This is a genomic window from Bacillus sp. FSL K6-3431 (assembly GCF_038002605.1).
GTDB lineage: Bacteria > Bacillota > Bacilli > Bacillales > Bacillaceae_C > Lederbergia.
On record NZ_JBBOCT010000001.1, the window covers coordinates 2,207,518 to 2,234,354 of the forward strand.

Here is a 26,837-nt window from a genome sequence, read left to right on the forward strand (position 1 = left end):
GACTTAAAATTCCACAGTAATACCTACACAATCTATACCTGACGTCGATGATACTGATTGCTAAACAATAGGTGGCTAAAAACTCGCATACCTTGCCAATATTCCATCATGTTGAAGATTAATAATGATAGGGTTCATACTATTAGCAAAAATCTATTGGAACCAATTTCAAATTGCAAGACACATAGTCCTTTATTAATACCACTTTGTCATTCGCTAGAGTTATTGCCCCTGCTATTTAAGATAGAGTATACATAGTAAACTTAGCTGCGAATCATGTGCCAACTCAACTTATTTCTTTACATTATTGGTTATCTCTACATGTAATAAAGTGTCAGATTTTAAATGAGCAGAATAATCACCCTCACACCATTCTACAAACCTAGTTTATAAACGCTTGTTTTCAAAGAATACTTACTCCATTCAATAATCTCTCGTGTCAAAACTCTCATCTTCATTTATATTTTATTAACATACCATTGTATGCAGCCGTAATTCCAAATGGTTCTAGTAACTCTACTAATTATCATGAGTAAGCTTTGTTTTATGTGAGAAATGAGTAGCAATGAATGTAGCCATTTTGTTTAAACTATTTCTTTCTATAAGAATTTCCTTTATTTCTTTTACCGCCTCAATATCTAGGTGATTCTTTCTTCCAGGTATTAGCCCCTGTGTGCAGTCTAGGATAACTAGGTCTAATTTTTTATTACCAATCCAGTTCCATGTTTGTTGTGGAAACCATCCTGTGTCATGTCCATACAAAATCTTCTTATTTCCTTTTCGATGTAAAATATAAAACATGTTTCATATGGGTCATGATCCGCTAACAATGGGGGTAACATTAAAATCGCCAACTTGAATAGAGACGAATGGCTTAACATGATGATACTTAAAAGAATCCTTTGAGAATTGAATGGTATCCCTACATTTTGAGATAACAACATCATTTCCATAAATATTTAATGGATACGTAATATTATGGAAAAAAACGGGAGACCGCATTGTAAGATCATCTGGATGGAAGTGATCATGATGGGTATGTGTGAATAGTATATTTTCAATGTTCCCTAATTCGAGCTCATTGGTTATCATAGATGCAGTGAGTCTGGCGGGAAATCAATTTTAAGTTCATCGTCAATAACTGCAGATGTTCTTGTTCGAATATCTTTTCCTCCTAATATCTTGGCCCGCTTGCATGCATCACAATTGCAAAAGATTGCCGGATACCCTTCAGCAGCGGCTGTTCCTAGAAGTTCTTCACCTCTGATTAGTGTGATTACCGATTAATAATTAGATATAGTTTATTGTTACTTAAATATTGCATGCCATTTGAACAAATCTCGGTCTCATAACTTCTAGTAAATCACTTCTCTGATATAATGTATTCGCCTTCATCCCAAATAATTGGTCACATCGAGTAGATTTATGTTTTGAAAATATACTTTAACTACTTATCTACAAAAGGGAGTTTCCCCCCTATTTATCTGGCTTTCTAAGGACTTGTTTCAAGGTTACCCTGTTAATAACTTTGTACTATGTTTCCAAAGGACTTAGCCTGTACGCAAAGTTTAAATAAAATTTTTTTCTTGTTTTCACCTTCAAATATTAACACTTGGAGGTGCAATCATTTGATTTCATAAGATTATATATTCGAGTTGTGTATATCATTTATCCTCCTAGCATTAAGCAAGTTACAAGTTTTTAGAGGGGTCTTCGTAAAACAAAATATGAGGATACTTGTATTATTCCTGTGACATTGCATCTATTATCTTCGCATTGGACTCTTCTTCTAGTTCGCGCATAAGTGTATTGACATCGATATTAGTCTCCGCGAGCTTTTTTAAAGCCCCGTTAATGTCCACTTGGAAGTCCCACCTACTTTGCGTTTCTTCATATAAAGCCGGATCGCCAATAAACCATGCAGCTCGATTTTTATTATCATAATGTTCATTATCAATTGCGAACTGCTCAAGAATATCAGGATCCTTTAGCACACTGGCAGATGACCCGTTTTGAACCATGGCAAGTTGATTCTCAGGTGAAACATACTCCTTAAGTACCTGAAACGCCTCATCTATATGTTCACTATAATTCGTAATGACCATTGGTGAAGAACCTAAATACGGACCGGTGTTTGGGTCGTCTGTCCAAGCTGGGGTTGGTAACATGTCCATATCCTTTTGGAATTCCATGTCACCCCATTCTCCATCTAGTAACATATTTGATGCCACAGCCATTGCCGCTTTTTTTTCGCAAAACAGGCAGGAACCTTCTGTATCCGCATTGTAAATTCCAGGTATATTATAAAATGTATTCATCATATCAAAAAACTTTTTGAATTCCGGTCTATCATTAAATAATATTTTTCCTGTTTTTTCGTCAGTGATATTCATTGCGAATTCCCTTAATGGAGTTAATGCACCCGCACCCGCATTACCCCAAGAAAATTCAAATCCAACATACTCCACACCGTTTCTTGTTCCTGTCATTTTTTCTGCTAAACTAAACACTTCATTCCAAGTTAAAATTTTATCCGGATCTGGGTATTCTACACCAAACAAATCAAATATTTCTTTATTATAATATAAAGAAACATGTGAAGATCCATCAGGTAACCCAATCATTCTGCCTTCCTCATCAAGCGAGCGAATATAAGATACCAGCGAAGGGCGTAATGTATCTAAATCAAGACCATGTTTAGCCGCCAAATCATCGATAGGCTCTATAACATCTAGCTCTTTCAACGGAGACATATCGTTGTATTGGATAATAATATCAGGATTTATTTTATTTGCAAAAATCTCTTGAAGCGATTCCAAGGTGTTTTCATATGGCACATATTCAATGTTAATATTGGATAACTTTTCATCAATATGATCAAATCTGCCCTGAAACGATTCTTCCCCGAAGGCATAAGCAATTTTAATCGTGACAGGTTCTGCATTCTCATCGTCTGTTGGATCGTTTTCTCCGACTTCCTCTTTTTCATCGACTTCTTTTTGCCCTGTTCCCGATTGAGCTGAACAAGCGGCAACTAGCGCTGCAATTAAAATGATCGCAAGTAACACCAACCAGTTTTTTTGCGTTATAAGCATCTTCATTGATTTACCCTCCTAAATTTCATATATGTCTAATCGTCCCCTAAAATCCCTCGGCCATTTCCTACTGTCATTTCTACTTCATTATATTAGACACACCTCCTGATTAAATCCAAAAATGGCTCTAGTTTCATATACAGATAATCTATTTAAAAATAATAATTTTGCTGATATTGCTCTGTCATTCGCCAGGGTCATCAATGTAACCAGTTCGCCCCTTTTGTTGTCATGGTTTTATTAAATGAACATCAGTTATCATACTGTTATCAATGCCAACTTAACATCATTAAACCTGTTTTATATATGCCTATTTTCAATATATTCCGTTGCATAAAAGTCATAATACTCAGTCATATTAACTCCTACTTTATCAATAGCCGCTTCTATTAATAGTAGGCATATTTGACCAGATTTTGCGTGCATGAAACCATTCTTGTAGCAACATACTGGCCAATATGAGTGATGACTACCTTTTCAATAATCCATAAATATGTTCGGAGTCTTCTGCGTCTTTTAACTCTCTTTCTTTTTCATCTTTATAATTCTTTCCTTAAGATACTTTATCTCATTCGCTATTTAATCCTGATCCACGTATCCCGATTTTCTAACGCCTTTTTCCCGGCATCAATCAGCGCTATAATTTCCAATGTCTCTTCCTTGGGTACTGGCGGTATGCCAGTTTCAAAAAAGACTAGAATTGAGTCTATCAGTCGTGTAAACATGTCAGTACACTCTTGGATCCACACTCCTTGTCCATTCTTAAATTGCAAATTGACCTGGAAAGGTGCATGTTGCATCTGGGAAAACGATGCTTGTCGTCCATCGTCATATTCAATTACTAACAATGAACTGTTATTTGATGACAAGCTTTTGATTTGTTTCGAGCCAGGCCCCATCTGTGAAACAATCATTTCATATTGATGAACCGAATAGTTATCATATGTGCCAGGTCCCGTTGTTGCGATATATTCTAGCGCTTCACGATGAACTGAATCGTTCGGATAGTCTGACAGTTCTTTTGCGAAACGTAACGCCGAACTCGAAAATAGCGGAGTATCATGCTTATTAGCTAGCTCGAACATCCGTATTCCTGAATCCAAATTGGATGAAAATGTTTTATCCATATAGACCGGTTTACCTGACATAAGTGGGAGACGTGCAAGTCGTTCATGATGTTCTGGATGATCGGGAGAAAGGACCACAATATAATCAGACTTCTCCACAAGTTCTTCGATTGAAGAAAGCATTTGAACCTGGTATTGACGGCACCAACTTTCAGTATCTAGACCACTTGGTTGATCGATCTCCGCCCAAGCATAGGCTACATCACAATTTCGTTTTGCTGCAGCCGCGTTCTCTCTGATCCATGCAGGATAATTGTTGGCATGCCATTCATCAAGATAATAATCAATGAACCCTATTTTCTTCATAACACGATCTCTCTTCCCTTTTCGGCGGACATATAAATAGCTTCCATCACCTCGGAGGTGACAATCACGTTGTCGATATGGGATCTGCCTTTTTTCAGATCCTTCACTGATCGAATAAACCCATCAATTTCTTCATAGAACATATCTGATGTCGTGTAGGACGGAATTGTTTCATATAAGTTTCCATTTTTCGCAGAATATATTTTGAAATTGCCTCCATACTGGAGCTTGACCCCAGCTTTATCGCCGAGAAATTCTACAAACATGGCCGATTCGCCAATGTTTTGCGCCCACGCCCCGTTTAAGCTGATGGTCGGCCCAGTTGTCCGTACTAGACCTGTAACGAAATCCTCTACATCGTATGTTCCGTTGTAGTCGGGAGGGCCAGCCCACATATCAGTGTATGTATAGTCCTTCATATTCTTAGCCAATTCACTGTGAGTAGCACCAGTCACGGTCAATACTTTCGGTTGATTCAAACTGTAAAAAATCAGATCGAGAAAATGAACGCCCCAGTCAATCAATACCCCACCTCCTGCTTTAGCCTTGGTTGTAAACGGTCCCCCAAGACCAGGAATCGAACGGTGCGAACGGAAAGAACAGTAAACATGATAAACTTTGCCAAGCTCGCCATCATCAATCATTTGTTTGATTTTATTAACCGCTGTATTGTATCTGTTAACGACGCCAATGTTGAGAATCCTATCGTTGCGGTCTGCAGCCGCTTTCATTTCACTGACTTGTTTTATGTTAATCGCAGCCGGCTTCTCACATAGCACATGTTTCCCTGCGTTCAGGCACTCGATCGCTATAGGTGCATGGGTATCGTTTGGGGTACAGATGGAAACGACCTCTACTTCCTTGTCATCAAGTATTTTTCTAAAGTCTGCCTCTGTATAAGAGACACCGTAGTTTTGCGCTTTTTCTATGGCACGTTCTTGCCTGATGTCCACGAGATACTTGATTTCTGTTAATTCATTATTGATATAGGATTTAATATGATTGTCAGAAATCGTACCACAGCCTATAACCGCTACTTTTACTTTGCTCATCTTGTCATAACCTCCAATTATTTTCATTATGTCTAGCCTATCAAACTTTTTAAGGTAATGATTTATCCCTTTTTACTGTCGTGTTGTTCCTTTTTTGTGTTCCTTAATAAGGTTTGGTATTCAGTTGGAGATACGCCAAAGTTTTGGCGAAAGGCTTTGCTGAACGTATGAATCGATTGATATTGTAGCTTTTCCGCGACCTGCGTTACATTCAGTTCTCCGCTCTTCAGCCATTCGATGGCCTTCTCGAAACGTTTACGATTGTAATAATCCTTAATGGTCAGTCCAACATCTTTTGCAAAAATACTGGACAAATAAGAGTAGCTGTAGTGCATTTCTTCAGCAATCTCGGTCAATGCTTTCATTTGGTAGAGGTTAGTATCGATATAGTTAATCACCTTGTACACGATTTTCTTTATCTCATTTCCTTTTATGCCAGGCTGATATTTGGTTGACCAGTTGTCGCAAAAACTGCGGTAGGCTAAAACCACAATTTGATGAAGGTACATTTCTATCATGTGTGTAGAATATTTCTCGAGGTTGATCAGCTCGTTAAAAATACTGACAAAAGGAACATCAATGTTTAGCTTATTTGATACGATGGATAGTTTGACTTGATCAAACATTTTTTTGATATGAGAAAGTGAATTTTGTTCATCTGCACCGTCGGCAAAATTAAAGCCAACATAGAAATAACGGAATGGGTGATCGACATCTGCCCTGCAGCTATGAAGCTCTCCAGGTACATTAAGAATGATATCTCCTTCTTGAACCGGATAGCTATTGTACTTATTCATAAAAAAACCGGCACCGGAAACGATATAGCTTACCTCATAGCAGACCTGTTCATGCTCGGGAACAACATACCCTCCCTTGCAACTTAAGTCTCCAATCTGGTACAACATGATTGACTCAAACAACTGAGGGTCATTGAAATAGCTATTATCAAAATGAAAGTTTGTGTCTTTACTGAATGATTCTTTCGACGATTCCTTTTCCATGGTTTCAGCCCTCCTAGGAAAAACCCATTTGAATTTATTCACGAATCACGCACTTTTGCCTTTTATTTATGTGATCGGATTTCCATCGATACAAGATAGATTCTCTAACTATAGATATGAAAATAAAGAATTCTCTAATCAGCATTTGCGTTCATGCTTAGCGAAGTAGGAACTACAAATATGCCTTCAACACATTCATCCTTGAAATGTCCGTTCATTTTCAAGGCTCCCCCATAAGCTCTTATCATTAATTAGGTTTGAATTCTAGATAAAAAGCCTATTACCTCTCCTCCCCCAGATTGACTTTTTCCAAGTCGTTGTACAAAATTATCCAAGTTAGAACTAATAATACAATAGAGTAAGCATTATCTATATATCTAATTGGATTAACAAGCAAAATCTTCTTCATTGACTAAAGTAATATATGAGCCCGTTAAAAAATCATTATTTTTGCTTACATCACGATTGTATTTCATAGGCTTGTTTACCCGGAGGTTATTAACTTCTAATCAATCATTTTATTTCCGAAAAGAAATATACAGATTCCGGATTTCCCTATTATCATTTTCGCCTTGCATCTTGATTTTGGACATTTTAAGGAAAAGGATACAATTCGAGGATATCATCAACTTTAACTTTCTTATTATGAGAGACAATATTCATAACACCTTCAATAAGTTGAACTCCCAAAGCCGAGGGCGAACTGGAGATATGTACTTGTGAGTCTTTTGAGGATTTTCAAACAATGAACTATTACAATTGCCAACGTTATGAGTGAACATTATAAAAGATGACTCCAGCCCAATACTGGAATCATCTCTTATATGCCTCGCATTAAAATAATGTTTAAATATTTTACTTAAGAATATTCTTAGCAATAACCTCCAACCTTTTACTTGTAGCATTCTTCGCACCTTTTGCAATTTCTTTGCCATCAACGTCTTTTTTAATTTGATTGATAGAACGAATATCTAAATGTTGTATTTGAATGACTTTGACATTTTGATTTAGACGGTCAGCAACCTCAATCACAGCTTTATAAGCCTTGTCGCTGCAACAAATGATATACTCTTGAACATCTTTTAATTCTTCAACTAAGCGATTTAAATTTTCTTCAGATAACACTTCACGAAAACTTGCTTCCGCTCTTCCAGTTGCCATTTTATATTCAACATTATTCCATGCACTTGTTACAGTGATTTTCTCTCTCTTCCAATCCTCGCTTGTAGACGAAGAACGCAATTTTTTTAATAACGAAGAAAGATTTTCACCAACTTGTCCAACAGCTGGTTTCCCTTGCTTCTGTTCTTCTTGCCCTGGCCCTAAAAAGACGAAAGCAATTTTATCTTCCAACCCTTTTTCATAATGACATGAAAATTCATACCATAATGCATTTGCGGAATCTTTTCCGATTGATTTAATCGAAGACCAACTGTTCTTAGACACTCTACGGTTAATCATTCTTCCAAAATCTCTTCTTACTTGAACCGGAATCTCATCCCATTCATTAGAATCAAATAAATCACGAATACGAAATTTTTCTCCGCTTTTCAAGTTATAAACAGCTTTTTTGAACTTTGCAAGTAATTCATCATAATTAAAGTCTGGAGCTTCCTCAAACAAAAAGTTCCTCAAATAATCTGTAATATTTGCAAAACCATTTCCGTTTGCTTCATCCATTGCAGCTTCGTATTCTGCTTCACTCATTGTTAGCTTTACTAATTTTTCCGTCATCATTGCACCTCATTTATATTGTTAATGTTATTGTACATCAACAATAACATTGCGTAAATTCATTAATTATTTGTATAATTGTATAGTTGGACATAGAAGCTGTATCACTTAAACTTTTAATGGTACGATGAAAAGAAGGAAATAGGGAGTTTCAATAATCAGCTCAAAAACACTATTCACTTCAAACAAATAAAAAGGATGTTTTTCGATGAATCATAAAGGTAAGAAACAAATAAAATCAAATAAAGAAGCAGTCGAATGGACTGTAATCGAATCAATGGAGCTATTGAGTTATTTATTATTACAATTATCAAATAAAGGTCGTAATTCCGTGAAGGCGATTCTAACTCGTGGACAAGTAGTTGTGAATGGGCAGGTCTCAACAAAATATAACCATGTCCTACAAACTGGAGACCTAGTAAGTATTCGTACGGAAAGTAAAGCGAATAGCATTAAAATGATTGGTATTGAAATTATTCATGAAGATGATGATCTGATTGTGATTGAAAAAGAAGCGGGCTTGCTATCTATTGCCTCGGAAAAGGAACAATTAGCAACTGCCTATCGGCAACTAACGGAATATGTTCGAAGTACCAATCCTAAAAATCGAATTTATATTGTTCATCGGTTAGACCGCGACACTTCTGGAATAATGATGTTTGCTAAAAGTAAACAAATCCAGCAATTATTGCAAAACTCATGGCAGGAATCCGTACAAGAACGTACGTATATTGCCCTTGTCGAAGGAGTTGTCAAACAATCCGGAACAGTAACTTCGTGGTTAAAAGAAAGTAAAACATTCGTCATGTATTCAAGCCAAAGACCGAATGACGGACAAAAAGCTATTACCCACTATAAAATCATTAAATCAAATCGGAAGTTATCTTTACTACAAGTAAATCTAGAAACCGGCAGAAAGAATCAAATTCGCGTGCATATGCAGGATATTGGTCATCCAATTGTTGGAGATAAAAAATACGGTTCGCGTGAAAACTCCATAGGTAGACTAGGGCTGCATGCACAGGTATTAGCATTTAAACATCCGACAACAGGCGAGACCTTGCGTTTTGAAACGAAGATTCCAGCGGCTTTTCTACGTACGTTTTAAGATTTTATTGAAAAGTCATTTTGTATACCGATAGAAAAAAGTAACCATCTTTTATTTTAAGGTGGTTACTTTTTTAATATAGAGATCTTTAACAACTGCTCTTCTCTTTGTCACTTCATCCCATGTAATCGCAAGAGCATGTTTTTCTTTAAAATTAGCAGCATTATTAATATCTTTAGAAAAAAAACGTTTTTCCCGATTGATTTACAAAAATAACAATAGTCTTCCGGAATTTACAGCTCAGTAGTCGACGAATCAGGGAGTGAAAAGCTATTATCGTTAGTTGATAAATTGGGCTAAGGACAAAGACAGAGAACCTCGCTTCTCATCTAGAAGCCAGGTTCCTTATCTATTTACGCATGCTGTTTGATCGGGGTTGGATCAATTTTCTCATTATATTTATTTTTCTCGATTGTTTTTTTGATCATTGGTGTTAAGAAACGATCTACCCCCCAATATGTGGCGCCTTTTCTAGCGAATAACAGGATGACCGCTATGATGAGAAACGTTGGGTTTGTGCTAATTGTTCCCGCCCAGAGGAAGTTCAGGTTCATAAGTCCACCAGCAATTAATGCAGGTATGGTAAGAGCTCCAACAATTAATCCGATACCGACTAGTAACTCACCCCATGGAATCAAAACGTTAAACAATTTCGCGTTTGGCATTGCGACAGTTTCGAGAAATGTTGCATACCATCCTTGTACTATAGGTGCCTCTCCACCTGCTTTAGCAATTGCTCCATGTAAAAATCCAGTTGCATCAAAATCGCCAATCACTTTATGCCATCCAGCTTGTAACCACTGAACACCTAACCATATTCTTACTATTGCCCAAAGACCTGCTACCACTTTTCCTTCGAATAATTTTCTCATTTTCCTCACTCCTTTAATTCATTAGAGTTTGTGAGACTTTTCACATAATTAATTAAAAAAATTAAAATGACTGCTGTTCTGTACATTGCTTAGTTTATTGTGAATTGTTTCACATTCCCTCTTCACTATTAATATACTACGATTCTCCTCGATATGCAACTACTTTTCCGATAATTCATTCATCTGACACAATTGCTTAGATATTGGACAAACAACACCTTTAGGTCAAACTTTGGTGAATAGGACAATCTTCTCATTTCATACTTGTATAGAGAGCCTATTTGTCTTGATTCCTATCTTTCTTCCTTGAGGTGAACCTTATGCTGATTAAAAGTCTTGGATTTTTATTATGTGTAAATATTTTATTTATAGGATTAACGTATTTGCGCTTATATAGCAAGCGAAAGCAAATTGGACTTCATCTAGGTATGAGTATCGCTAATTTATCAGGTGGGTTTGTAGCTATTATCACGGGCATAATTTTGATATATCAATTTCCATTAAAGTTTGTGATAATCACTATTATCACTACCTTCGTTGGGATGCTAATTGGAGGATTATTTGGTGGATTATTTAACCATCAAGCATTGTTAACAGGGTTTATTAATGGGCTAATGATGGGCATTATGGCACCTATGATAGGAGCTGCTGCGCAAAACAGCTTTATTTTTTTAGCCTTTTTAGAACTGATCTTTTTTCTTAATATGTTCCTGCTTGTCTTCGCTGCTAAATATGGAAGGCGCGAGGAGATGAATGGAGATTGACACTCTTTCTTTACTTTATTCTCATTTTCAATAGTTTAATAGGGTTGTTCATTTATAAAATAATGTATAGAAAAAGAAAATTGCTAAGCGAGAACTACACCATGACTATGGCTATGTGCGCTAGTATTATTTTAAGCTTAAATATCGGAATGAACATGCAATTTTTGCTCCAAACCAATATGTCATTGACTTTTGTTATTACTGTGATCATTGGTGGATCAATTGGCACTTTATTTGGTTTACTTGTATCATTCCAATCATTATTATCCATTTTATTTCACGGAATTGTTGGAGGATTAATGGGAACCATGCTCGGTGCTGTAATCCAAAATCCTACTCTATGTAGTTTGCCTACAGCAAATATAAATATGATAGAACAAAACATAGAGATTTTCAGCCTTTTTGGATCAGCACTTATGGTTATCACAAACGGCTTACTGCATTATTCATATACTAAAATTTTCACGTAAAAAGAATGATGCGGGGAATCATTTGCTTGCATGAGCTAATAACCTCCCGCTATTGCATTAAGGTGACCATATTATTAGTGGGAGGCATTAATTGGATGAAAAAGTATATCATTCTCTTCTTTACATTTGTTGTGAGTGTGTCGTTGGTTTATTGGTTCTGGCCAAATAGCAAAGGGTTACCGGTATTGGAAAAAGTAAAAGCTTTTGAACTAGAAGATGTTCATGGGACTGTTTACCATTCAAATAATAATAAAATCAAATTGCTTACATTTTATTACACAAATTGCCCTGATATTTGCCCTTTAACAATGGTAGATTTCAGTGAATTACAAGAGGAACTCAAAAAGGAAGACTTATTTGGAAAGAAAGTAGAATTAGTGGCCATTACTTTTGATCCAACAAACGACACACCAGAAGTAATTAGGAATTACGCGAGCGCCTTTCAAGCAGATCCATTAGGCTGGAAATGGTTAAGGGGCACAGAAACAGAAACAATTGCCAATCAATTAAAACTACAATATGTGAAATCTAAAGAAAGTATATACACACATTCAACGACAATGTATTTAATAGATGAAGATAATAAGGTACGCGCTTTATATCAGATGTCCAATTCAAGGGATTCTATTGAAAAGGAGAAGATTTTGGAAGATATTCGGATTTTGGTTGGTGGTTCCTAGCTTATAAAACCCGATCATTAAAATGCGACAGCTTTCAAGATTTCCTGGGCCAAGTTCAGATTTTGCTTCTTTACTCTCTTAAATATCCTCACCTAACTTGGTTCCTCAGCCAGTATGATATATATAACATTTGTAAAATAATTACCTTGCATTCCAACTCGAATGCAAGGTAATTATTTTTTTTCATTTATTCTGCAAATTCCCCAACTGCTCTTCATCGATCTATTACAAGTTTAGTGAGCTTTTTGTATATCTACTATGTAAGATATTGAGTAGTTTCATTGAAGCATGAACTTAGGTGGAATATATTTCAATTTATATAAAAAGTTATATTTATGAATTACGTGGAATAAAAATGTGCTTGATTTTCAAGAACCCCTAGTTTATCATTAACCTAACATTCATTAGGTGGTGAATTTTTTGACTAGAGACAAAATTTTGGAAGCGGCTATTAACCAATATTCGCTATTTAATTACCATGGGGCTACTATGAGAAAAATTGCAGAGGAAGTGGATATTAAACCTGCCTCTATCTATTTTTTCTTTAAAAATAAAGAAGAATTATTCGTTGCAGCGTTTCAAATGCTCTTAGAAAAGCATCTCATACAGATGAAAAGAATTTTAAATGAAGCTAGCGACAAGTCAATTTTGGAAATATTCCATTCCTTATTGATCGGGACTGTTGATTATCATAAAAAAAATATGCATGAGACCAATGCTTATATCTCGCTAATCACTTCTCCTCCAACCGAAATAAATCGATTTCTACAAGAGCATATGAAAAATTTTGATTATTGGCTTATCGATTCTCTAACTGACTTAATTAAACGGGACAAGCCATCTATATCTGATCAAGAAGCGAGTACCATTACGAAACAGTTCCTTCTTTTAATGGATGGAGTTTTTTGGGAAATTAATTTATATGATGAAGAAGAACTATGTGAGCAAATCTACCATGCTCTTCACATAATAGCGATTTTACTCGGAGGCTATGAACATGAAAAATGATTACGCAAGAGAAGTTGTCCCATTGAATGAAAGAAAAAAGTGGTTTTCTATTAGTTTGGTCTGGATTGCTGTAGGAATCGATTTGTCTGCCATGCTGTTCGGGGCTGAACTAGGAAACGGCATGACATTTAATGATGCATTGTTTTCAGTGATTATCGGATCAGCTATTTTAGGAGTACTTGCTGCATTTTGTGCGTATGTCGGCGCGGTTACTGGATTATCGACCTCTATGATCTCCCGTTTTACTTTTGGTATATCTGGAGCAAAGTTTGTTTCCTTTTTCATCGCTATTTCTTTACTTGGTTGGTTTGGCGTTCAAGCAGGTTTTTTCGCAGAAAATGCTTTTGTTGCCATTGAAGGATCCATTGGTTTAAGTGTCCCCATTCCTCTACTTGCAGGTATTGGCGGAATATTGATGATGACGACTGCCATCATTGGCTATAGAGCAATTGAAAAACTAAGTTCATGGTCTGTGCCATTATTACTTATATTAGTTATTCTCGCTGTTATTTTAGCTGTTAATAAGTTTGGACTAAGCGAACTAAGTGCACCTGTAGACAATATTTTTTCTATAGGCATGGCGATCTCACTCGTAATTAGCATATTTGTTGTTGGCGCGGTTATTTCTCCTGATGTATCTAGATGGGCTCGGACGAGAAAGGATGCAGTTTTAGCATCATTTTTTGGCTTTTTCTTTGGAAATAGCTTCATGATTATTGTGGCAATGATTTTATCGCGGATCATGGATGAAAGCAGTTTGACTACTATTATGATTACAGTGGGATTAGGAATTCCAGGCATTTTAGTTTTGATCCTTGCACAGTGGACAACGAATACAAGCAATGCATACTCTTCTGGTTTAAGTCTTTCCGTCATTTTCACGCGGACAAATAAAGGAGTACTTACACTCATTGCTGGAGCAGTTGGCACACTGCTAGCTGTGCTGGGTATTTATGATCACTTCATCAATTTCTTGACGATTATGACAATGTTTATCGCACCAATAGGTGGTGTATACACTGCTTCATATTATATTGGGGGCAAGAAACTATTTGACAGTGTGAACGATCAATCATTTAAATTTCTGCCTCTCCTTGCATGGGCACTTGGATCATTGATTAGTTGGCTTACAATGGAAGGCCCGATTGGATTGGAAGTTTTCACCCTTACAACCATTTCATCGTTAGATAGTTTTTTAATTGCCTTTATTTCACAATCTATATTCTTACTATTCTATAAACAACGCATGCAAAAAGGAGTTTATTAATATGAAGTGGTTAAATGAAGAAGATATTGAGAATATTGCAGTTGGTGCTGCAGTACTTGGCACTGGCGGAGGCGGAGATCCGTATATCGGTAAAATGATGGCCTTGTCTGCGATACAAAAATACGGTCCAGTTAAAGTAATTACAGTAGATGAACTAGAGGATAATCAATGGGTATTGCCTGCTTCTGGAATGGGATCACCTAGTGTCCTTGTTGAAAAGATTCCTTCATTTGAACAGTTAGCGGCTCCTCTCAAAGCTTTTGAAAAAGCATCCGGAAAAAGAACAGATGTGGTGATGCCGATCGAAATTGGCGGAGTTAATTCATTGATCCCAGTTGCTGTTGCAGCAATGATGAGAATCCCAATTTTAGATGGGGACGCCATGGGACGAGCTTTTCCCGAGGCCCAAATGGTTACTTTCCATTTGGATGGCCTCCAACCAGAGTTCGTTACGCTTGGAGATGAACAAGGAAACGTTGTAACCATTGAACCCGCAAACGGTCATTGGAGCGAAAAGCTTGCTCGTAATATAACGGTCGCAATGGGCGGCTCTTCCATTGTTTGTGACTATGGTATCACAGGTGCTCAAGCGAAAAAAAGCGTCATTCCAGGCACTTTAACTTTAGCGAGACAAATCGGAGCTTTATTAAAAGAACAAAGAACTGCAGCTATTCATCCTATTGTTCAAATGCTCGACATTCTGGATGGTTACCAATTATTTAAAGGAAAAGCCGTGCTAATTAAAAGAGGCGTCCAAGGTGGGTTTACACGAGGCGAAGCAAACTTTGACGGTACGGATCATGATGAAAATAAAACATGCACATTATTTTTCCAAAACGAACATCTTTTAGCAGAAATAGACGGCAAACCAATTGCCATGGCACCAGACTTAATTGCTGTCTTGGATGAAGAAACTGGAATGCCTATTACAACAGAAGGCTTGAAATATGGAGCAAGGGTTGTTATTGTAGCCTTCCCAGCTAACGAAAAGTGGCGGACGAAGATTGGAATTGAAACGGCTGGTCCGCGCTACTTCAATTATCCGTATGATTATGTACCATTAGAAACCTTAGTAAAGGAGCAATCACCTAGATGATACGACTTGGAATTGACGTAGGAGGCACAAATACGGATGGCGTTATTCTCAATGATGCCAATGAAGTATTAGGAAGTGCAAAGACAGCAACAACAAAGGATATTTTTTCAGGCATTCAAATGACAATAAAAAGCCTTCTTGCGGAAACGAAAATAAATGTGAAAGAAATAAAAGTAGCCACTCTTGGGACAACACATTGTACAAATGCGATCGTGGAAAGGAAATCATTGAACAAGGTCGGAATTGTACGGATTTGTTTACCTTCTGGAACTACTGTCCCTCCTTTACTTGGCTGGCCAAATGATTTAGTTGAAAAGCTTCATGCAAAAACAGTGCTTATTCATGGCGGTTACGAATTCAACGGCATACCAATCGCAGATCTAGATTATGATGAGTTAAAAAACGCCGTAGATCAATTCCGTGGCCAAGTGGACTCAATTGCCATTTCCGGTGTTTTTTCCCCAGTCCTTGGTGATCAGGAAAAAGAGGTAGCCGCATACTTTGAAAAAGAATTGCCGAATATCCCTGTGTCCATTTCAAGTGAAATTGGCTCAATCGGTTTAATCGAACGAGAAAATGCGACAATATTAAATGCTGCCTTAATGACAACGATTAGTCATGTTTCCAATGGCTTTAAACGCGCATTGCAAGCCGCAAACATTCATGCAAATATTTTCTTTGGCCAAAATGATGGGACTTTAATGACAAATGAATATGCACAAAAATATCCGATTTATACAATCGCATGTGGGCCGACAAACTCTATTCGGGGTGCGGCACATTTATCTAAAGAACCAAATGCCATTGTCGTTGATATTGGTGGAACAACTACAGATATCGGTGTGCTAGCAAATAATTTCCCTCGGCAAACTTCACTTGCTGTAGAAGTAGGCGGCGTACGTACGAACTACCGGATGCCCGATATATACTCGATTGGCTTCGGAGGAGGAACCCGTGTATATCTTCAAGAAGATTCTTGGACAATTGGACCTGAAAGTGTTGGCTATCAATTAACTGAAAAAGGCATCGTTTTTGGTGGCACTGAATTAACTACAACAGATGTCGCCATTGGTGCAGGGTATATGGAGATTGAAAATACGGATGTATCACGACTAGAATCGATCCCTTGCGAAAAAATTTATCCGGACTTCGTAACCTTAATTGAAAAAGCCATTGATCGCATGAAAACAAGTGCTGAAGATCTGCCAGTCGTACTTGTCGGTGGTGGAGCATCACTCATACCTAAAACATTAAAAGGAGCAAGCCGTGTCATTCGACCTAAACATGCCCAAGTCGCTAACGCAATCGGTGCAGCACTTGGAGATATAAGCGGGACAGTCGAGCGCATCTACTCTTTAGAAAATCAGAGTTATCAAGAAGTAATGGAAGAAGCAAAATCCGAAGCTATCGAGGAAGCAATCAATGCTGGTGCAAATCCAGATAAGGTTGAGATTATTCTACTAGAAGACTTTGCACTTGCCTACTTACCTGGTAATGCGTTACTGGTGAGGGTTAAAGCGGCGGGACCGCTGGCACTTTAAAGATCTCGAGATGTCTTATGATCTTCATGCATATCACGGATTTATCAACCGGGTGTTAAGCACTCGGTCTTTTTTTTATAATTATGTAAAGTAATGCAATGGATAATGTTTAATGATACACAGGATACATCCGCTTCTCTAGAGATGTGACTTCATTCTTTAATACATCTAAGTGTCCATTTAATATAATAACTTCCGATGAAGTAAGTCCATGTTCAAGTGCGTATTCCACTTTTTCTTTCATTTGATGAAATTTCCGGTTCATTTCATATAAAATACGAATCTGTTCCTCACTCCATTGAAGCTGATCTTCAAGAAACTGTTTTATATCTTGGTCGTCTTTATTCATTATTGTTTCTCCTTTGGCATGAAATTGTTTTCATTATAATACATGTCTAATATTATGATTACTGCTTTCTTTAATCATAGAATCAAGTATCTTATCTATTATATCGACATATATGTAAGGACTTTAAGAGAAAGAGAGCTTTGTTTTAATAGATGGGTATATCGTTGAAATACATGATGACACAGTGGTAGTTGAAGGTATTTGGAGCTATATTCGACATTGAAGCTGCTATCGATCTGAGTGCAAAAGGCAGTAGTTTTATTTGAAAAGGATCTAGGTTTCGCACACATGTTGTCATTTAGGTCATTTTCTCACCCCTATAACCAGTCTATGAACGACAAATCGGTGTTATATCTGCTTTTTTATATGCCCATGTAAATAATAGTTCAACTTTAATAGGGACGGATAATCTTCAGATTACTCAGCTGGATTCTCTATTTCATCTTTTGATAATTCTGTAACTAAAGAAACAAACTGAATATCCATACCCTCCTTAAGCAGGTTATGTGCGGTAATCAGCTTACCTATCTTAATTCCTTCAAGTTGGCTTTCATCTTGGGATGAAGTCATATCCTTCGGTCTTTTTTCAATATCACTGCTATCTATATATGGATGGTCTAAAATAAACAACTTTAATAGGGTTGCAATTTTATCTGGACTAATGCCCTTAGATAACATCTTTTCCATCATGCTTTGCATGACTCGGAAGCTAAAAGTCTCTATTATTGAATGAACAATTGCATTTACACCAATCGTTTTATACTTGTCTATATGGTCTTTCATTAATTGTTTTTCACTGTCACTAAGGAATAGTAGCTTATCAATGTCCTCTAGGGAATATCCATTTGACACTAGTAGTGCTGCCATGCGCCTTTTTTCGATTGATTCCATAATATAACTCATCCAATATAATTGGTTTTCATTAAATGTAGTGGCAACATAAAGGTCTTCAACCGACCCGTTCTCTAGAATATCTTCAATTACCTTTTTCAATATTCTTCAACTCCATTCCTTTAGACTATAATGGGATTCTTCAATTGAAATGTTCTTTCATATTTGTAAAATGTATCGACTTTATATTCTAGTACACATAAAAAAATAAAGAATAGGAAGGACCAATGACGAGTAAACAGTTGATCAAGAAAATACTTTTTGTATGAAGTTGCCATCATTCCATCTGAAGGCAGCATTTTCATTATAGCGATCGCTTTCTTCCAAACAAATGATAAAATTATCTATGTAGCGATATAGGCGGATGGGCGGTTGACACTCCCATTTTAATAGAAGGCAGAATAAGAGCGCCGCGTCCTGCAGCAACGTCTGCATGACTCACCTCTTGTGAGCATATATGGTGACTTATGAAGCAATGAATATGCTTTTCCAATTTGGAATATTCCTAGCAACAGTTGCAACTGCAGTCATAGCGATGATTGCTTTATACACCAATAGAAAAAAGTAACCACCCTCCACTTTCGGCCAAAGTTTGTAGGATGGTTACTTTTTTAAAACATCCATACTACCGGTCAACCACTCTTGCGATACCGGCCACATCGATAGAGTAGTAATGCATTTGGTCTCTAAAATTAATCTGCCATCTATAAGTTTAACAAGTAATGTAAGGCGTTACAATAGGAGTGAAGAGTGAATGAACAAAAGAACTGAAACTTGATACTTTCATTTAAATTTATGCGGCAAATCCTCTTAACCTATATTGGATTCTTTCACTTTTATGTGCCTATTCACCGAAACCTCCCGTTGTTTTCGTCAATCATATCTTATAACCTTATTTCGAACACAAATGAAAAGTAAAATGAATATGAACCCTATATCGAACAATTCAATGAAACAAAATTACTTGGAGCGACAGGCACGGGGAGCATGGAGAAAGAATAAAGTTTGTAGAAGTTGATTATTTCTGAAGTGGAAGAAACAAAACCTATTGAATTGTTAGGATTATGTTGACTTTTGGTACTCGTAGTTACGTAGCACTTGCTTCTATTTTGCTTTATACATTCCTTTACATTTTGCTAATAATGATAATCTGGCATGCGAATAATAAATTCATTTAATACATTAAATGCAATAATTGGATCTAAGCTTTCCGACTTTGGAGTCTTTTTCCCATGTGCAACCCAGTTTCGATATTTATAAGCTTTCTTTGCGTTTCCAATGATTTGAGAATCCATTATTCCTTTAAACAAATCTAAAATGTCTAAAAATCTCCATCGTTCCGATTGCATTTCAATATATTCACATAACCTTTTTCAAAGGAAGATCCCTTTTCGGTTTTAGTATTCTTCACTACTTGGTTTAAATAGTCTAATATAATACTTTCAAAAACTGACACTAAGGAGAATACAGCTAAATCATCCAATTCAATTTTAACACTCTTCATTTCTTCAAAAATTTCCTCGCTAGATAAATATACAAACTTACTTCCTCTTGCAATTTTCTCTGTTGACTTTAGATGCTTTCTTGCAAGTAATTGAGTTTCTGAAACTGTCTCATACCAATTCATCACACTGGAAAGAGAATCTTTCATGATATTGCCCACTCCATAACTTGTAAAAAATACTCTTCATCCCACTTTTCATTCATACCATTTCTTTTTTTCTCTTTTGCCAACCACCGATTCTCATCCTCTAATTTTATTAGCATAATATCACCTTTTTCTGTAAATAAATCTACCCTTCCTTGTGCCCCAATAATTAATCGTCCAACTGGGATAAACTCTAAGTGTTTTCCCTTTGTAAAGATTTTCATACCTGGTGCAATATATATTCCTAAATGTTCTTCTATCAGTTCATGCTTTGTAAATTGAATCGAAATCAGTCCTTCTTCAATCGGTTCTTTTAACCAACGTTCAAGCTTTTCATAAAAAAGTTCAAGTTCATGTAACCATCTTTCTTGTTCTTCTTTCCAATGAGTTTCATTCGCCGCATAATCGTTTTCCCTTAAAAAATCAAATTTACTCTCCATTCCCTTCACTCCCACATATTCTTAATTGAATTGCAATTTTATTTTGCTACATCAAAAATCAATTATACCATTAGCCTCAATCTTACATTACAGTAATTTTTTTCAAAGTATCACCAATTTTGTGAATACTAACAAGCAAATATTCCTACTTTAATTGTAGTATTTCACCTCCTTCTTTCAAGAAACCAGTAAACACACTCTCTGTGTTAAAACCTGACATAGATATGTTCATATGTGATATATTATGATGGAAAAATCAGCTCTTTAAACAAATGGTATGGTCAGTGTACGAGGATTTTTATTCGTGGGCTAAAATAGAAGATAAGTACAGATCGGCCAATAATTTTCTTAAAATTCTAAAATACATTAACTATATTATATCAACTAATCTTCATAGCTGCAATTACTACAAAGGCTGAGGATTATTTCATTTACTCTCGATACTAAACCTAAGGTTTTACATTTGGAGTAGCTTAAGGGTTGTCATAAAAATCTTCCTATTCTACGAGATCCATATTTTTAATATCAATGAAGGGAATATTCGATTGCCTCGAGATTCCATGATGTGTATTGGCAAGGTTTTGGCATGGAAACCATCCCACTTTCTGGACGCTGTATGGGATGAGAATATAGGAGATATCTAAATATTTTGTTTAGGCTTCGTGTAAATCATTTCTTATTTATATACACCCCTCTGTAACTGGTTTCTAAAACAAAGATAATTAGCTCATTATTTTCAATTCTATATAGTATCCGCAAATCACCTACTCTTAATCGATAAATATTTTCGATAAATATTTTCAAAACCTTTTAATGGTTTAATATCGTTTAAACGTGCGTCATAAGGGTTTTCGGCTAGTTTTAACAAGTTTTCTTTTATTCTAATCTTTGTATTTTTATCTTGTTTAGTAATAAATTTATTTGATTTTTTTGAAAAAATTATTTTATACATTACTCATCATCACCAAACACTTCTTCGAACGTATAATATTCTCCTTTATTATACTCCTCTAACGATTCTTTAATGCTATGTTCTGTTTCTTTGCCAACTTCTATTTCATCTAGGCTTTCCAGATGTTTTAAAAATTGCATCACTTTTTTTAATTTTTCCTCTGGTAAACCTTCAATCATCTTGTGAATATCTTCTTTCCAAATAGCCATATCTATCACTCCTTTTATGGTCACTAAATTTCAATTTCACTTAAATATTTTATAGAAGGAAGTAGACTAAATAGCGCCGAGTTCCATGGCAACGTCTGCATGATTCACTTCGTATGAGCCTTGTTTGTATATGGTGATCTATGCTGCAATGAATATACTTTTCCAATTTGGAATATTCCTAGCAACAGCTGCAACTGCCGTCATTGCTTTATACACCAATAGAAATAAGTAGCCATCCTCCGCTAACGACCAAGTAAGCAGGGTGACTACTTTTTTGTAACACTTTTAACTACAGCTGATCAACCGCTCTTCATACGGTTATGAGCTGCATCGACCAAGTGTTAACGCACTTGGTCTCTTTATTAATATTTCTTTAACGAAGTATGTAACGCACTGTCACAAAAGAGATTGCTTTCGCAACTATTTGGATCATCCCAAAATCATATAGAAATCCCATGCATTAACATTTTCTTTTGTGCATTATTTAAAATCGAGTGTTCCACAATATATATGGATATTCTCTCAAAGTACTATTGGCCATTACTCTTAGTTCACTTTTTCTCTCAATTTGTACATAATTAGGAGAATTATAATCAATCTTTCCATCCTTACACTGAAACTCTAAAAATCGATCCGAATTGTTCCCTGAATGCAGAATGTTATCAACTAAAATTTTCCCTGAACACTTAAATGTATTTTCTATACTTTTCAATAAATCTATGGGACTAGAGATATCTAGAGTTGTTAGAAGAGCAAAATAAGTAGGATCGTCATTTAAAATTTTTATCGAGACATTTCCCATAAATTACACCCCCTAAAAAAATGTATAATAATAATTAATTAAATCCAAGTTATTCACTATCAAATTTCTTGCCTCACTCATGGTTTTAAGCGTTCTTGTGGTGCCATTCTTGATCTTATGGTAGATAGTTCAACGTTTTACTTTACACGGATAACAAAATTCTGACCGTCCAAAATAAACTTGTCGATGCGCTTAATTTTAAAATAAGCTCGATCTTCTACGAGTACAAATCGCTTGTATGCTATCCCTTCCCCGACAGGACCGTCATGTTTCAGACCTACAGTCTCAATGAGTTTCAAAGGCATATTTGTTTCTGGCGTAAAGCTAACATGGAGCTTAATGCCAGAACGCTCACCGTGAAAAACCGTCCACTGCAGACCACAATTACCGACGGTAATTGCCGTTGAATCAACAACCAATTTGGAATCTTTATTGCACGCCTGGTCACTCCATTACATTTACTTACAATCAGTGCAAAGACCTACTTTATTAATTTATAATCAAGCTGCCCAAGCTTTTTAGATAATGTAGAGCAATCAACCTTTACAAGACCGCTAGAATTGGCGACTACCAAGCAATGTCGAAGACTCTTCCATTCCGATGCTGCAGCAATTACAAGGTATTGGATTAGTGTTTTAACCGTTAATTTTCGTGCGGTATCCTTATAAGCTACTAGTTCAATTAGTGGTTGTAACTCTTGAAATATAATTTTGAATCAAATTCGGGACACATGGTATGCTCTTTCATTGGGAACGCCTCTTCTAGTAAATGTTTGGTCGTACTTACATTTTACAAGAGAGCGTTCCTTTTTGTTATTTATTTATGGAATATTATTCATAGTCAACACGCCTGATAAATTTATTTATTAAAGACTCTCCAAATGCAAAATGATATATTTTTAGTAAATTCATTACGTTTCCTTAAATACTTGTATGCCTTCAAATTAGCTTCGCGCTCTATCCAACTACTTTTATATGCTTTACCGTTCAATTTGCCATGTTTTTTTAGTTCCTCATTACATCCTCTTTTAAACTGAGCTAAGTGCGTTAATTCATGTATTAACAGAAAGTCTACAAATACCTTTAGGATTTCTTCTTTTTTTCTTCCGTTCTTATAAGCTGGATAAAGCCTTTCCGCTTCATTTGCAATCCTACTTGTTAAAAAATATATTTCACAAAATTTAGTATAATTATTGTCGAAGTGGATAAAAGCCAATGAATTTTTCATAGGGAATTTTTCCTCTACTTCTCGATATTCTATGCCAAAAAATAAGTCATTAACATTTAGCCATTTTGAAACTTCAATGGAAAACCTATTAAACTCATCACTAATTAAGTATCTTTCAACCTGAGCTGAACTAAGTGAAAACATAGCCAATTCAATATCCCTCTTTTCACAGCAAAAGAGACCCTAGCAATACTAGAGTCTCTCTTAAATAATCTAAAATTATCGAAGTAACTGCAATACTCCCTGAGGAGCTTGGTTCGCTTGTGCAAGCATAGCTTGAGCTGCTTGAGAAAGAATAGAGTTTTTCGTTTGCTCCATAATCTCTTTCGCCATATCGACGTCTCTTATACGTGATTCTGCAGCAGTTAGGTTTTCAGAAGAAGTTCCTAAGTTGTTGATTGTGTGCTCTAGGCGATTTTGGAATGCACCAAGTTTAGAACGTTCAGCAGAAACTGATTCGATTGCATTATTGATTACTTTAATTGAATCTGCTGCATTTTCATGAGTCAATACATTTAATGCACTACCTACTGGATTATTGTTTGTACCATTTGTAACTTCTAATCCAGTTGTTACAGTTTCATTAACCAATTTAAGTGCTGCTGCACTCATATCATTAACATCTAATTGCATTGTTTGATTTTTGTTTGCACCAATTTGCAATGTAGCCGTGAAGCCATTACCTGCTTGGCCAGCTGCTGACAGAGAAACTTTCGCCACATTTGCTGATTCAGCTCCTGTTGCCTGAGTTAAAACAATTTTCCCATCAGCAACTGTACCTACTGCAGTATAAACACCTTTATCTTCAATTGCAGTCGCTAATTCAGTTACATCTTTAAAATCACCCGTACCATCTGCTTTAAAGGTAAATTCTTCGATACCTACTTTAACCTTTTGACCATCTTGAAGTGAAGATATATCTAGGTTAAACTCAAACTTACCCGCTACTTCTGTAACTGCCGCTTTTCCAACAACACCATCTGTTACTTTAGTTGCTGTCCCTTCTACGGTCGCATTTGAACTAGCAATTTGCGTCGGTGTAGTTGAAGCATTTCCAGCTTTTTGAGTGAATGTGATTACGCTACCAGTAGCTGCAATATCATATCTAGCAGCAAGATCAACATCTGCTTGGATATCAGCTAGAGTAGTATCAAAATCTGTATTAAAAGCAATTTCTTTTCCATCAATTGTGATAGTTTGACCAGTAGTTAAAGCAGTTAAATCAACAGTCGATACACCTGCAACTTCAACAACCTCTGCTGCTGCTGCTACACCCGCAGTTGCTGTCGTTACTGCAAGATCTTCTTTACCACCGTTCAAAAGTTTTTTTGTGTTAAATTCAGTCGTATTTGAAATGCGGTTGATTTCAGAAGTTAATTGGTTAATTTCTTTTTGGATTTCTGTACGGTCGCTTTCGGCGTTGGTGTCGTTTCCTGCTTGTACAGACAATTCACGCATACGTTGAAGGATATCATGTGTTTCATTTAAAGCTCCTTCAGCAGTTTGAATCATAGAAATGCCATCTTGAGCATTACGTGAAGCTTGGTCCAACCCTTTTACTTGCGCTCTCATTTTTTCAGAAATAGCTAGTCCAGCAGCATCGTCACCAGCACGGTTAATACGAAGACCAGAAGCCAATTTCTCCATTGATTTACCTTGTGCGCCGTTAGCAGCACCTAGTTGACGGTGCGTGTTAAGCGCCGCGATGTTGTGATTGATAATCATTATGATTTTCCTCCTTGAATGTGCTATTCACATCCTTGTGAATAGTTTTTTGTTTTATTAGCGAAGGAGTCAAGGTCGGCCGCCCTTTCCCTTTCACTTACAATAGTTATATCGTCCCGCTTTTGGAATGTTTAATAGTTTTCGCACAAAAGTTTATTGTTTTTTTGCCTTTGATAGGATTGTGAATAAATCGGTGACTTCTTCAGATGCTACGGTGTTTTCATTTTGGATGTCGAGCCATACTTCCTTACGATGGATTTCGATGTTTTTTGGTGCATCGATGCCGATTTTTACTTGGTCGCCTTTAATGGATGTGATGGTGATTTCGATGTCGTTGCCTATTTGGATTGATTCGCCTTTTTTTCTTGTTAATACGAGCATCTTGTCACCCCTTTGCCGGCAGCCCAAAGAGCGGGTGTTTTGATTTGTATTTTTCATCATTTAAAATGACTTGCTTCGCATGATTGTTTTTTACATTGACGATGATCGGCGCGGCGAAGTTTGCTGTGCTCGTTTCAAATGGGTCATGCACAGTTAAAATTACGAATGCACTTACATCTTCTGCCCTATTAATTTGCAATAGTTCAACTGTCGTGTCATCTAATGCAAAGTCATATTTTTCATAAAAGCTATATGGATCGGCAATGACAAAAGCGAGTGCAGGTGTTTCGACCGACTGTAAGACAGTAACAAAGGTTTGTTCAGGCAAAGGGAGTAAGGTAAATTTCTTCTCGTCTGCAAATCCCGGAATACCTTTTTCAAAATATAAAATTGTTTCTTCGGTGATTTCGACTTCACCATGATATTTCGTTTGAATATTCATAGGTTCACGCTCCGTTTTATTTTACAAAATCAATTTTCAAGTTATTACGTTGTTTTAAGGAAAAATCGACATCCCCAGGATGATAAGAAATAATTGGTTTTTGTGTTCGAACTTGGATCAGCGGTTTGTTTTCTTGAAAACGAATATCGGTTTTCCCAGGCTGATAATGTGTTTTAACTGAAAAGTTGGAAGGGATGTAAGTAATATATGTTTCTGAAGGTGGTGGATTTGCCTTTCGTGCAGCTTGGTCAGCGGCGACATTTCTACCTTTTAAAGATTGTAGCATTTCATCACCTTCCCTTGATACCCTTGCGATCCCTTGTAAAACGGCTTGTTTTGCTTTTTGTGTATTTTCCTGTGTACTTCGAAATACACTTTTAATCCCCATCTCTTCCCATGCTTGCGTTTGATCAATCGTTAGTTTTCCAGGTGTTGTCCTAATCGTCATCGTCGCTTGCTGTTGCTTAATTTGCAAATCCGCTTTCGGTTGCTGGATTGATTGAAACGCTGGCCTGGATTGAATAGCCAATTGTGCAGATTGCGACTGCATGCGAATGTGAGGAATTTGCATCAATATCAACTCCTAAAAAGTGCCAGGCACCTCCTGCCATGTGAGTTATTCACCATTGGACGAATTTATGGAGGAGCCA

At 36.4% G+C, this 26,837-nt stretch carries 31 protein-coding genes; 9 read left to right on the forward strand and 22 right to left on the reverse strand.

Going from position 1 to position 26,837, the window contains the following annotated elements:
• Positions 1-519: 519 nt before the first annotated feature.
• The 6 genes from MHB53_RS11345 to MHB53_RS11370 all read right to left on the reverse strand — a co-directional run bounded on the left by MHB53_RS11345 (position 520) and on the right by MHB53_RS11370 (position 8,315).
• A complete protein-coding gene (locus MHB53_RS11345; RefSeq protein ID WP_340918238.1) occupies positions 520-762 on the reverse strand; it encodes a hypothetical protein in 243 nt (80 codons plus the stop codon).
• Positions 763-1,742: 980 nt separating this feature from the next.
• On the reverse strand, positions 1,743-3,101 hold the full coding sequence (locus MHB53_RS11350) for an ABC transporter substrate-binding protein (RefSeq protein ID WP_340918241.1): 1,359 nt from the start codon (positions 3,099-3,101) through the stop codon (positions 1,743-1,745).
• 569 nt (positions 3,102-3,670) lie between these two features.
• Positions 3,671-4,528, reverse strand: a complete 858-nt coding sequence (locus tag MHB53_RS11355; RefSeq protein WP_340918243.1) for a Gfo/Idh/MocA family oxidoreductase — start codon at positions 4,526-4,528, stop codon at positions 3,671-3,673.
• Positions 4,525-5,580: a Gfo/Idh/MocA family protein gene (locus MHB53_RS11360; RefSeq protein ID WP_340918245.1), complete on the reverse strand. Its 1,056-nt coding sequence runs from the start codon at positions 5,578-5,580 to the stop codon at positions 4,525-4,527. The genes MHB53_RS11355 and MHB53_RS11360 overlap by 4 nt, the downstream gene beginning before the upstream one ends.
• A gap of 62 nt (positions 5,581-5,642) precedes the next feature.
• The gene (locus tag MHB53_RS11365) at positions 5,643-6,581 is read right to left on the reverse strand and encodes an AraC family transcriptional regulator (protein ID WP_340918249.1); all 939 of its coding nucleotides are present in this window, start codon (positions 6,579-6,581) and stop codon (positions 5,643-5,645) included.
• A gap of 855 nt (positions 6,582-7,436) precedes the next feature.
• On the reverse strand, positions 7,437-8,315 hold the full coding sequence (locus MHB53_RS11370) for a DUF1413 domain-containing protein (protein WP_340918251.1): 879 nt from the start codon (positions 8,313-8,315) through the stop codon (positions 7,437-7,439).
• Between the two features lie 208 nt (positions 8,316-8,523).
• On the opposite strand from MHB53_RS11370, the gene MHB53_RS11375 reads away from it, so the two are divergent.
• Positions 8,524-9,423, forward strand: a complete 900-nt coding sequence (locus MHB53_RS11375; protein ID WP_340918254.1) for an RluA family pseudouridine synthase — start codon at positions 8,524-8,526, stop codon at positions 9,421-9,423.
• Positions 9,424-9,776: 353 nt separating this feature from the next.
• Here the strand turns inward: MHB53_RS11375 and MHB53_RS11380 are convergent, their stop codons facing one another.
• On the reverse strand, positions 9,777-10,295 hold the full coding sequence (locus MHB53_RS11380) for a DoxX family protein (RefSeq protein WP_340918257.1): 519 nt from the start codon (positions 10,293-10,295) through the stop codon (positions 9,777-9,779).
• A 320-nt stretch (positions 10,296-10,615) separates the two neighbouring features.
• On the opposite strand from MHB53_RS11380, the gene MHB53_RS11385 reads away from it, so the two are divergent.
• The 7 genes from MHB53_RS11385 to MHB53_RS11415 all read left to right on the forward strand — a co-directional run bounded on the left by MHB53_RS11385 (position 10,616) and on the right by MHB53_RS11415 (position 17,121).
• Positions 10,616-11,059 (forward strand): hypothetical protein, encoded by a 444-nt coding sequence (locus MHB53_RS11385; protein WP_340918259.1) that lies wholly within the window; start codon positions 10,616-10,618, stop codon positions 11,057-11,059.
• Between the two features lie 101 nt (positions 11,060-11,160).
• Entirely contained in the window at positions 11,161-11,529 is a 369-nt protein-coding gene (locus MHB53_RS11390; RefSeq protein WP_340918261.1) for a hypothetical protein, read from the forward strand.
• A gap of 95 nt (positions 11,530-11,624) precedes the next feature.
• Positions 11,625-12,209, forward strand: a complete 585-nt coding sequence (locus tag MHB53_RS11395) for an SCO family protein (RefSeq protein ID WP_340918264.1) — start codon at positions 11,625-11,627, stop codon at positions 12,207-12,209.
• Between the two features lie 420 nt (positions 12,210-12,629).
• Entirely contained in the window at positions 12,630-13,217 is a 588-nt protein-coding gene (locus MHB53_RS11400) for a TetR/AcrR family transcriptional regulator (RefSeq protein WP_340918266.1), read from the forward strand.
• Complete coding sequence (locus MHB53_RS11405; RefSeq protein WP_340918269.1) at positions 13,207-14,484, forward strand: cytosine permease; 1,278 nt, start codon at positions 13,207-13,209, stop codon at positions 14,482-14,484. Before MHB53_RS11400 ends, MHB53_RS11405 begins: the two co-directional genes overlap by 11 nt.
• 1 nt (position 14,485) lies before the next feature.
• A complete protein-coding gene (locus tag MHB53_RS11410; RefSeq protein ID WP_340918271.1) occupies positions 14,486-15,580 on the forward strand; it encodes a DUF917 domain-containing protein in 1,095 nt (364 codons plus the stop codon).
• Positions 15,577-17,121 (forward strand): hydantoinase/oxoprolinase family protein, encoded by a 1,545-nt coding sequence (locus tag MHB53_RS11415; protein ID WP_340918273.1) that lies wholly within the window; start codon positions 15,577-15,579, stop codon positions 17,119-17,121. The genes MHB53_RS11410 and MHB53_RS11415 overlap by 4 nt, the downstream gene beginning before the upstream one ends.
• A gap of 109 nt (positions 17,122-17,230) precedes the next feature.
• Here MHB53_RS11415 and MHB53_RS11420 read toward each other — a convergent pair whose 3' ends face one another.
• Together MHB53_RS11420 and MHB53_RS11425 are read right to left on the reverse strand one after the other, a co-directional pair.
• Positions 17,231-17,470 carry a hypothetical protein gene (locus MHB53_RS11420; RefSeq protein WP_340918276.1) on the reverse strand — a complete coding sequence of 80 codons (240 nt, stop codon included), beginning with the start codon at positions 17,468-17,470 and terminating at the stop codon, positions 17,231-17,233.
• Positions 17,471-17,887: 417 nt separating this feature from the next.
• Complete coding sequence (locus MHB53_RS11425; protein WP_340918279.1) at positions 17,888-18,463, reverse strand: hypothetical protein; 576 nt, start codon at positions 18,461-18,463, stop codon at positions 17,888-17,890.
• A gap of 355 nt (positions 18,464-18,818) precedes the next feature.
• On the opposite strand from MHB53_RS11425, the gene MHB53_RS11430 reads away from it, so the two are divergent.
• Positions 18,819-18,929: a putative holin-like toxin gene (locus MHB53_RS11430; protein WP_340918281.1), complete on the forward strand. Its 111-nt coding sequence runs from the start codon at positions 18,819-18,821 to the stop codon at positions 18,927-18,929.
• A gap of 568 nt (positions 18,930-19,497) precedes the next feature.
• Here MHB53_RS11430 and MHB53_RS11435 read toward each other — a convergent pair.
• From MHB53_RS11435 to MHB53_RS11485, 13 genes are all read right to left on the reverse strand, one after another.
• A complete protein-coding gene (locus tag MHB53_RS11435) occupies positions 19,498-19,656 on the reverse strand; it encodes a hypothetical protein (protein WP_340918283.1) in 159 nt (52 codons plus the stop codon).
• A gap of 26 nt (positions 19,657-19,682) precedes the next feature.
• Complete coding sequence (locus tag MHB53_RS11440; protein WP_340918286.1) at positions 19,683-20,012, reverse strand: hypothetical protein; 330 nt, start codon at positions 20,010-20,012, stop codon at positions 19,683-19,685.
• On the reverse strand, positions 20,009-20,449 hold the full coding sequence (locus MHB53_RS11445) for a hypothetical protein (protein WP_340918291.1): 441 nt from the start codon (positions 20,447-20,449) through the stop codon (positions 20,009-20,011). The genes MHB53_RS11440 and MHB53_RS11445 overlap by 4 nt, the downstream gene beginning before the upstream one ends.
• A gap of 669 nt (positions 20,450-21,118) precedes the next feature.
• Entirely contained in the window at positions 21,119-21,253 is a 135-nt protein-coding gene (locus MHB53_RS26370) for a type II toxin-antitoxin system RelE family toxin (protein ID WP_445661427.1), read from the reverse strand.
• On the reverse strand, positions 21,210-21,401 hold the full coding sequence (locus MHB53_RS11450) for a type II toxin-antitoxin system RelE family toxin (RefSeq protein WP_340918294.1): 192 nt from the start codon (positions 21,399-21,401) through the stop codon (positions 21,210-21,212). The genes MHB53_RS26370 and MHB53_RS11450 overlap by 44 nt, the downstream gene beginning before the upstream one ends.
• Positions 21,401-21,610, reverse strand: coding sequence for a hypothetical protein (locus MHB53_RS11455; RefSeq protein ID WP_340918295.1), 210 nt, complete (start codon positions 21,608-21,610; stop codon positions 21,401-21,403). Before MHB53_RS11455 ends, MHB53_RS11450 begins: the two co-directional genes overlap by 1 nt.
• Positions 21,611-22,094: 484 nt before the next feature.
• The gene (locus tag MHB53_RS26375) at positions 22,095-22,412 is read right to left on the reverse strand and encodes a type II toxin-antitoxin system RnlB family antitoxin (protein ID WP_445661428.1); all 318 of its coding nucleotides are present in this window, start codon (positions 22,410-22,412) and stop codon (positions 22,095-22,097) included.
• A 137-nt stretch (positions 22,413-22,549) separates the two neighbouring features.
• Positions 22,550-22,831: a transposase gene (locus MHB53_RS11460; protein ID WP_340918298.1), complete on the reverse strand. Its 282-nt coding sequence runs from the start codon at positions 22,829-22,831 to the stop codon at positions 22,550-22,552.
• Positions 22,832-23,270: 439 nt separating this feature from the next.
• A complete protein-coding gene (locus tag MHB53_RS11465) occupies positions 23,271-23,789 on the reverse strand; it encodes a hypothetical protein (RefSeq protein ID WP_340918301.1) in 519 nt (172 codons plus the stop codon).
• Positions 23,790-23,858: 69 nt separating this feature from the next.
• On the reverse strand, positions 23,859-25,364 hold the full coding sequence (locus MHB53_RS11470; RefSeq protein ID WP_340918303.1) for a flagellin N-terminal helical domain-containing protein: 1,506 nt from the start codon (positions 25,362-25,364) through the stop codon (positions 23,859-23,861).
• Positions 25,365-25,517: 153 nt separating this feature from the next.
• On the reverse strand, positions 25,518-25,745 hold the full coding sequence (csrA, locus tag MHB53_RS11475; RefSeq protein WP_340918305.1) for a carbon storage regulator CsrA: 228 nt from the start codon (positions 25,743-25,745) through the stop codon (positions 25,518-25,520).
• 4 nt (positions 25,746-25,749) lie between these two features.
• A complete protein-coding gene (gene fliW / locus MHB53_RS11480) occupies positions 25,750-26,187 on the reverse strand; it encodes a flagellar assembly protein FliW (RefSeq protein WP_340918308.1) in 438 nt (145 codons plus the stop codon).
• Between the two features lie 16 nt (positions 26,188-26,203).
• Positions 26,204-26,758 (reverse strand): DUF6470 family protein, encoded by a 555-nt coding sequence (locus MHB53_RS11485; RefSeq protein WP_340918311.1) that lies wholly within the window; start codon positions 26,756-26,758, stop codon positions 26,204-26,206.
• Positions 26,759-26,837: the final 79 nt, after the last annotated feature.

Coding starts and splice junctions, on each gene's coding strand:
- MHB53_RS26375 (WP_445661428.1), bottom strand. CDS start 22,412: ATGGGAAATGTCTCGATAAAAATTTTAAATGACGATCCTACTTATTTT.
- MHB53_RS11455 (WP_340918295.1), bottom strand. CDS start 21,610: ATGGCTATTTGGAAAGAAGATATTCACAAGATGATTGAAGGTTTACCA.
- MHB53_RS11380 (WP_340918257.1), bottom strand. CDS start 10,295: ATGAGAAAATTATTCGAAGGAAAAGTGGTAGCAGGTCTTTGGGCAATA.
- MHB53_RS11390 (WP_340918261.1), top strand. CDS start 11,161: ATGACTATGGCTATGTGCGCTAGTATTATTTTAAGCTTAAATATCGGA.
- MHB53_RS11450 (WP_340918294.1), bottom strand. CDS start 21,401: ATGTATAAAATAATTTTTTCAAAAAAATCAAATAAATTTATTACTAAA.
- MHB53_RS11350 (WP_340918241.1), bottom strand. CDS start 3,101: ATGAAGATGCTTATAACGCAAAAAAACTGGTTGGTGTTACTTGCGATC.
- MHB53_RS11415 (WP_340918273.1), top strand. CDS start 15,577: ATGATACGACTTGGAATTGACGTAGGAGGCACAAATACGGATGGCGTT.
- fliW (WP_340918308.1), bottom strand. CDS start 26,187: ATGAATATTCAAACGAAATATCATGGTGAAGTCGAAATCACCGAAGAA.
- MHB53_RS11405 (WP_340918269.1), top strand. CDS start 13,207: ATGAAAAATGATTACGCAAGAGAAGTTGTCCCATTGAATGAAAGAAAA.
- MHB53_RS11435 (WP_340918283.1), bottom strand. CDS start 19,656: ATGGATTCTCAAATCATTGGAAACGCAAAGAAAGCTTATAAATATCGA.
- MHB53_RS11385 (WP_340918259.1), top strand. CDS start 10,616: ATGCTGATTAAAAGTCTTGGATTTTTATTATGTGTAAATATTTTATTT.
- MHB53_RS11430 (WP_340918281.1), top strand. CDS start 18,819: ATGGTGACTTATGAAGCAATGAATATGCTTTTCCAATTTGGAATATTC.
- MHB53_RS11420 (WP_340918276.1), bottom strand. CDS start 17,470: ATGAATAAAGACGACCAAGATATAAAACAGTTTCTTGAAGATCAGCTT.
- MHB53_RS11410 (WP_340918271.1), top strand. CDS start 14,486: ATGAAGTGGTTAAATGAAGAAGATATTGAGAATATTGCAGTTGGTGCT.
- MHB53_RS11485 (WP_340918311.1), bottom strand. CDS start 26,758: ATGCAAATTCCTCACATTCGCATGCAGTCGCAATCTGCACAATTGGCT.
- MHB53_RS11375 (WP_340918254.1), top strand. CDS start 8,524: ATGAATCATAAAGGTAAGAAACAAATAAAATCAAATAAAGAAGCAGTC.
- csrA (WP_340918305.1), bottom strand. CDS start 25,745: ATGCTCGTATTAACAAGAAAAAAAGGCGAATCAATCCAAATAGGCAAC.
- MHB53_RS11365 (WP_340918249.1), bottom strand. CDS start 6,581: ATGGAAAAGGAATCGTCGAAAGAATCATTCAGTAAAGACACAAACTTT.
- MHB53_RS11395 (WP_340918264.1), top strand. CDS start 11,625: ATGAAAAAGTATATCATTCTCTTCTTTACATTTGTTGTGAGTGTGTCG.
- MHB53_RS11440 (WP_340918286.1), bottom strand. CDS start 20,012: ATGAAAGATTCTCTTTCCAGTGTGATGAATTGGTATGAGACAGTTTCA.
- MHB53_RS11370 (WP_340918251.1), bottom strand. CDS start 8,315: ATGACGGAAAAATTAGTAAAGCTAACAATGAGTGAAGCAGAATACGAA.
- MHB53_RS11445 (WP_340918291.1), bottom strand. CDS start 20,449: ATGGAGAGTAAATTTGATTTTTTAAGGGAAAACGATTATGCGGCGAAT.
- MHB53_RS11470 (WP_340918303.1), bottom strand. CDS start 25,364: ATGATTATCAATCACAACATCGCGGCGCTTAACACGCACCGTCAACTA.
- MHB53_RS11355 (WP_340918243.1), bottom strand. CDS start 4,528: ATGAAGAAAATAGGGTTCATTGATTATTATCTTGATGAATGGCATGCC.
- MHB53_RS11360 (WP_340918245.1), bottom strand. CDS start 5,580: ATGAGCAAAGTAAAAGTAGCGGTTATAGGCTGTGGTACGATTTCTGAC.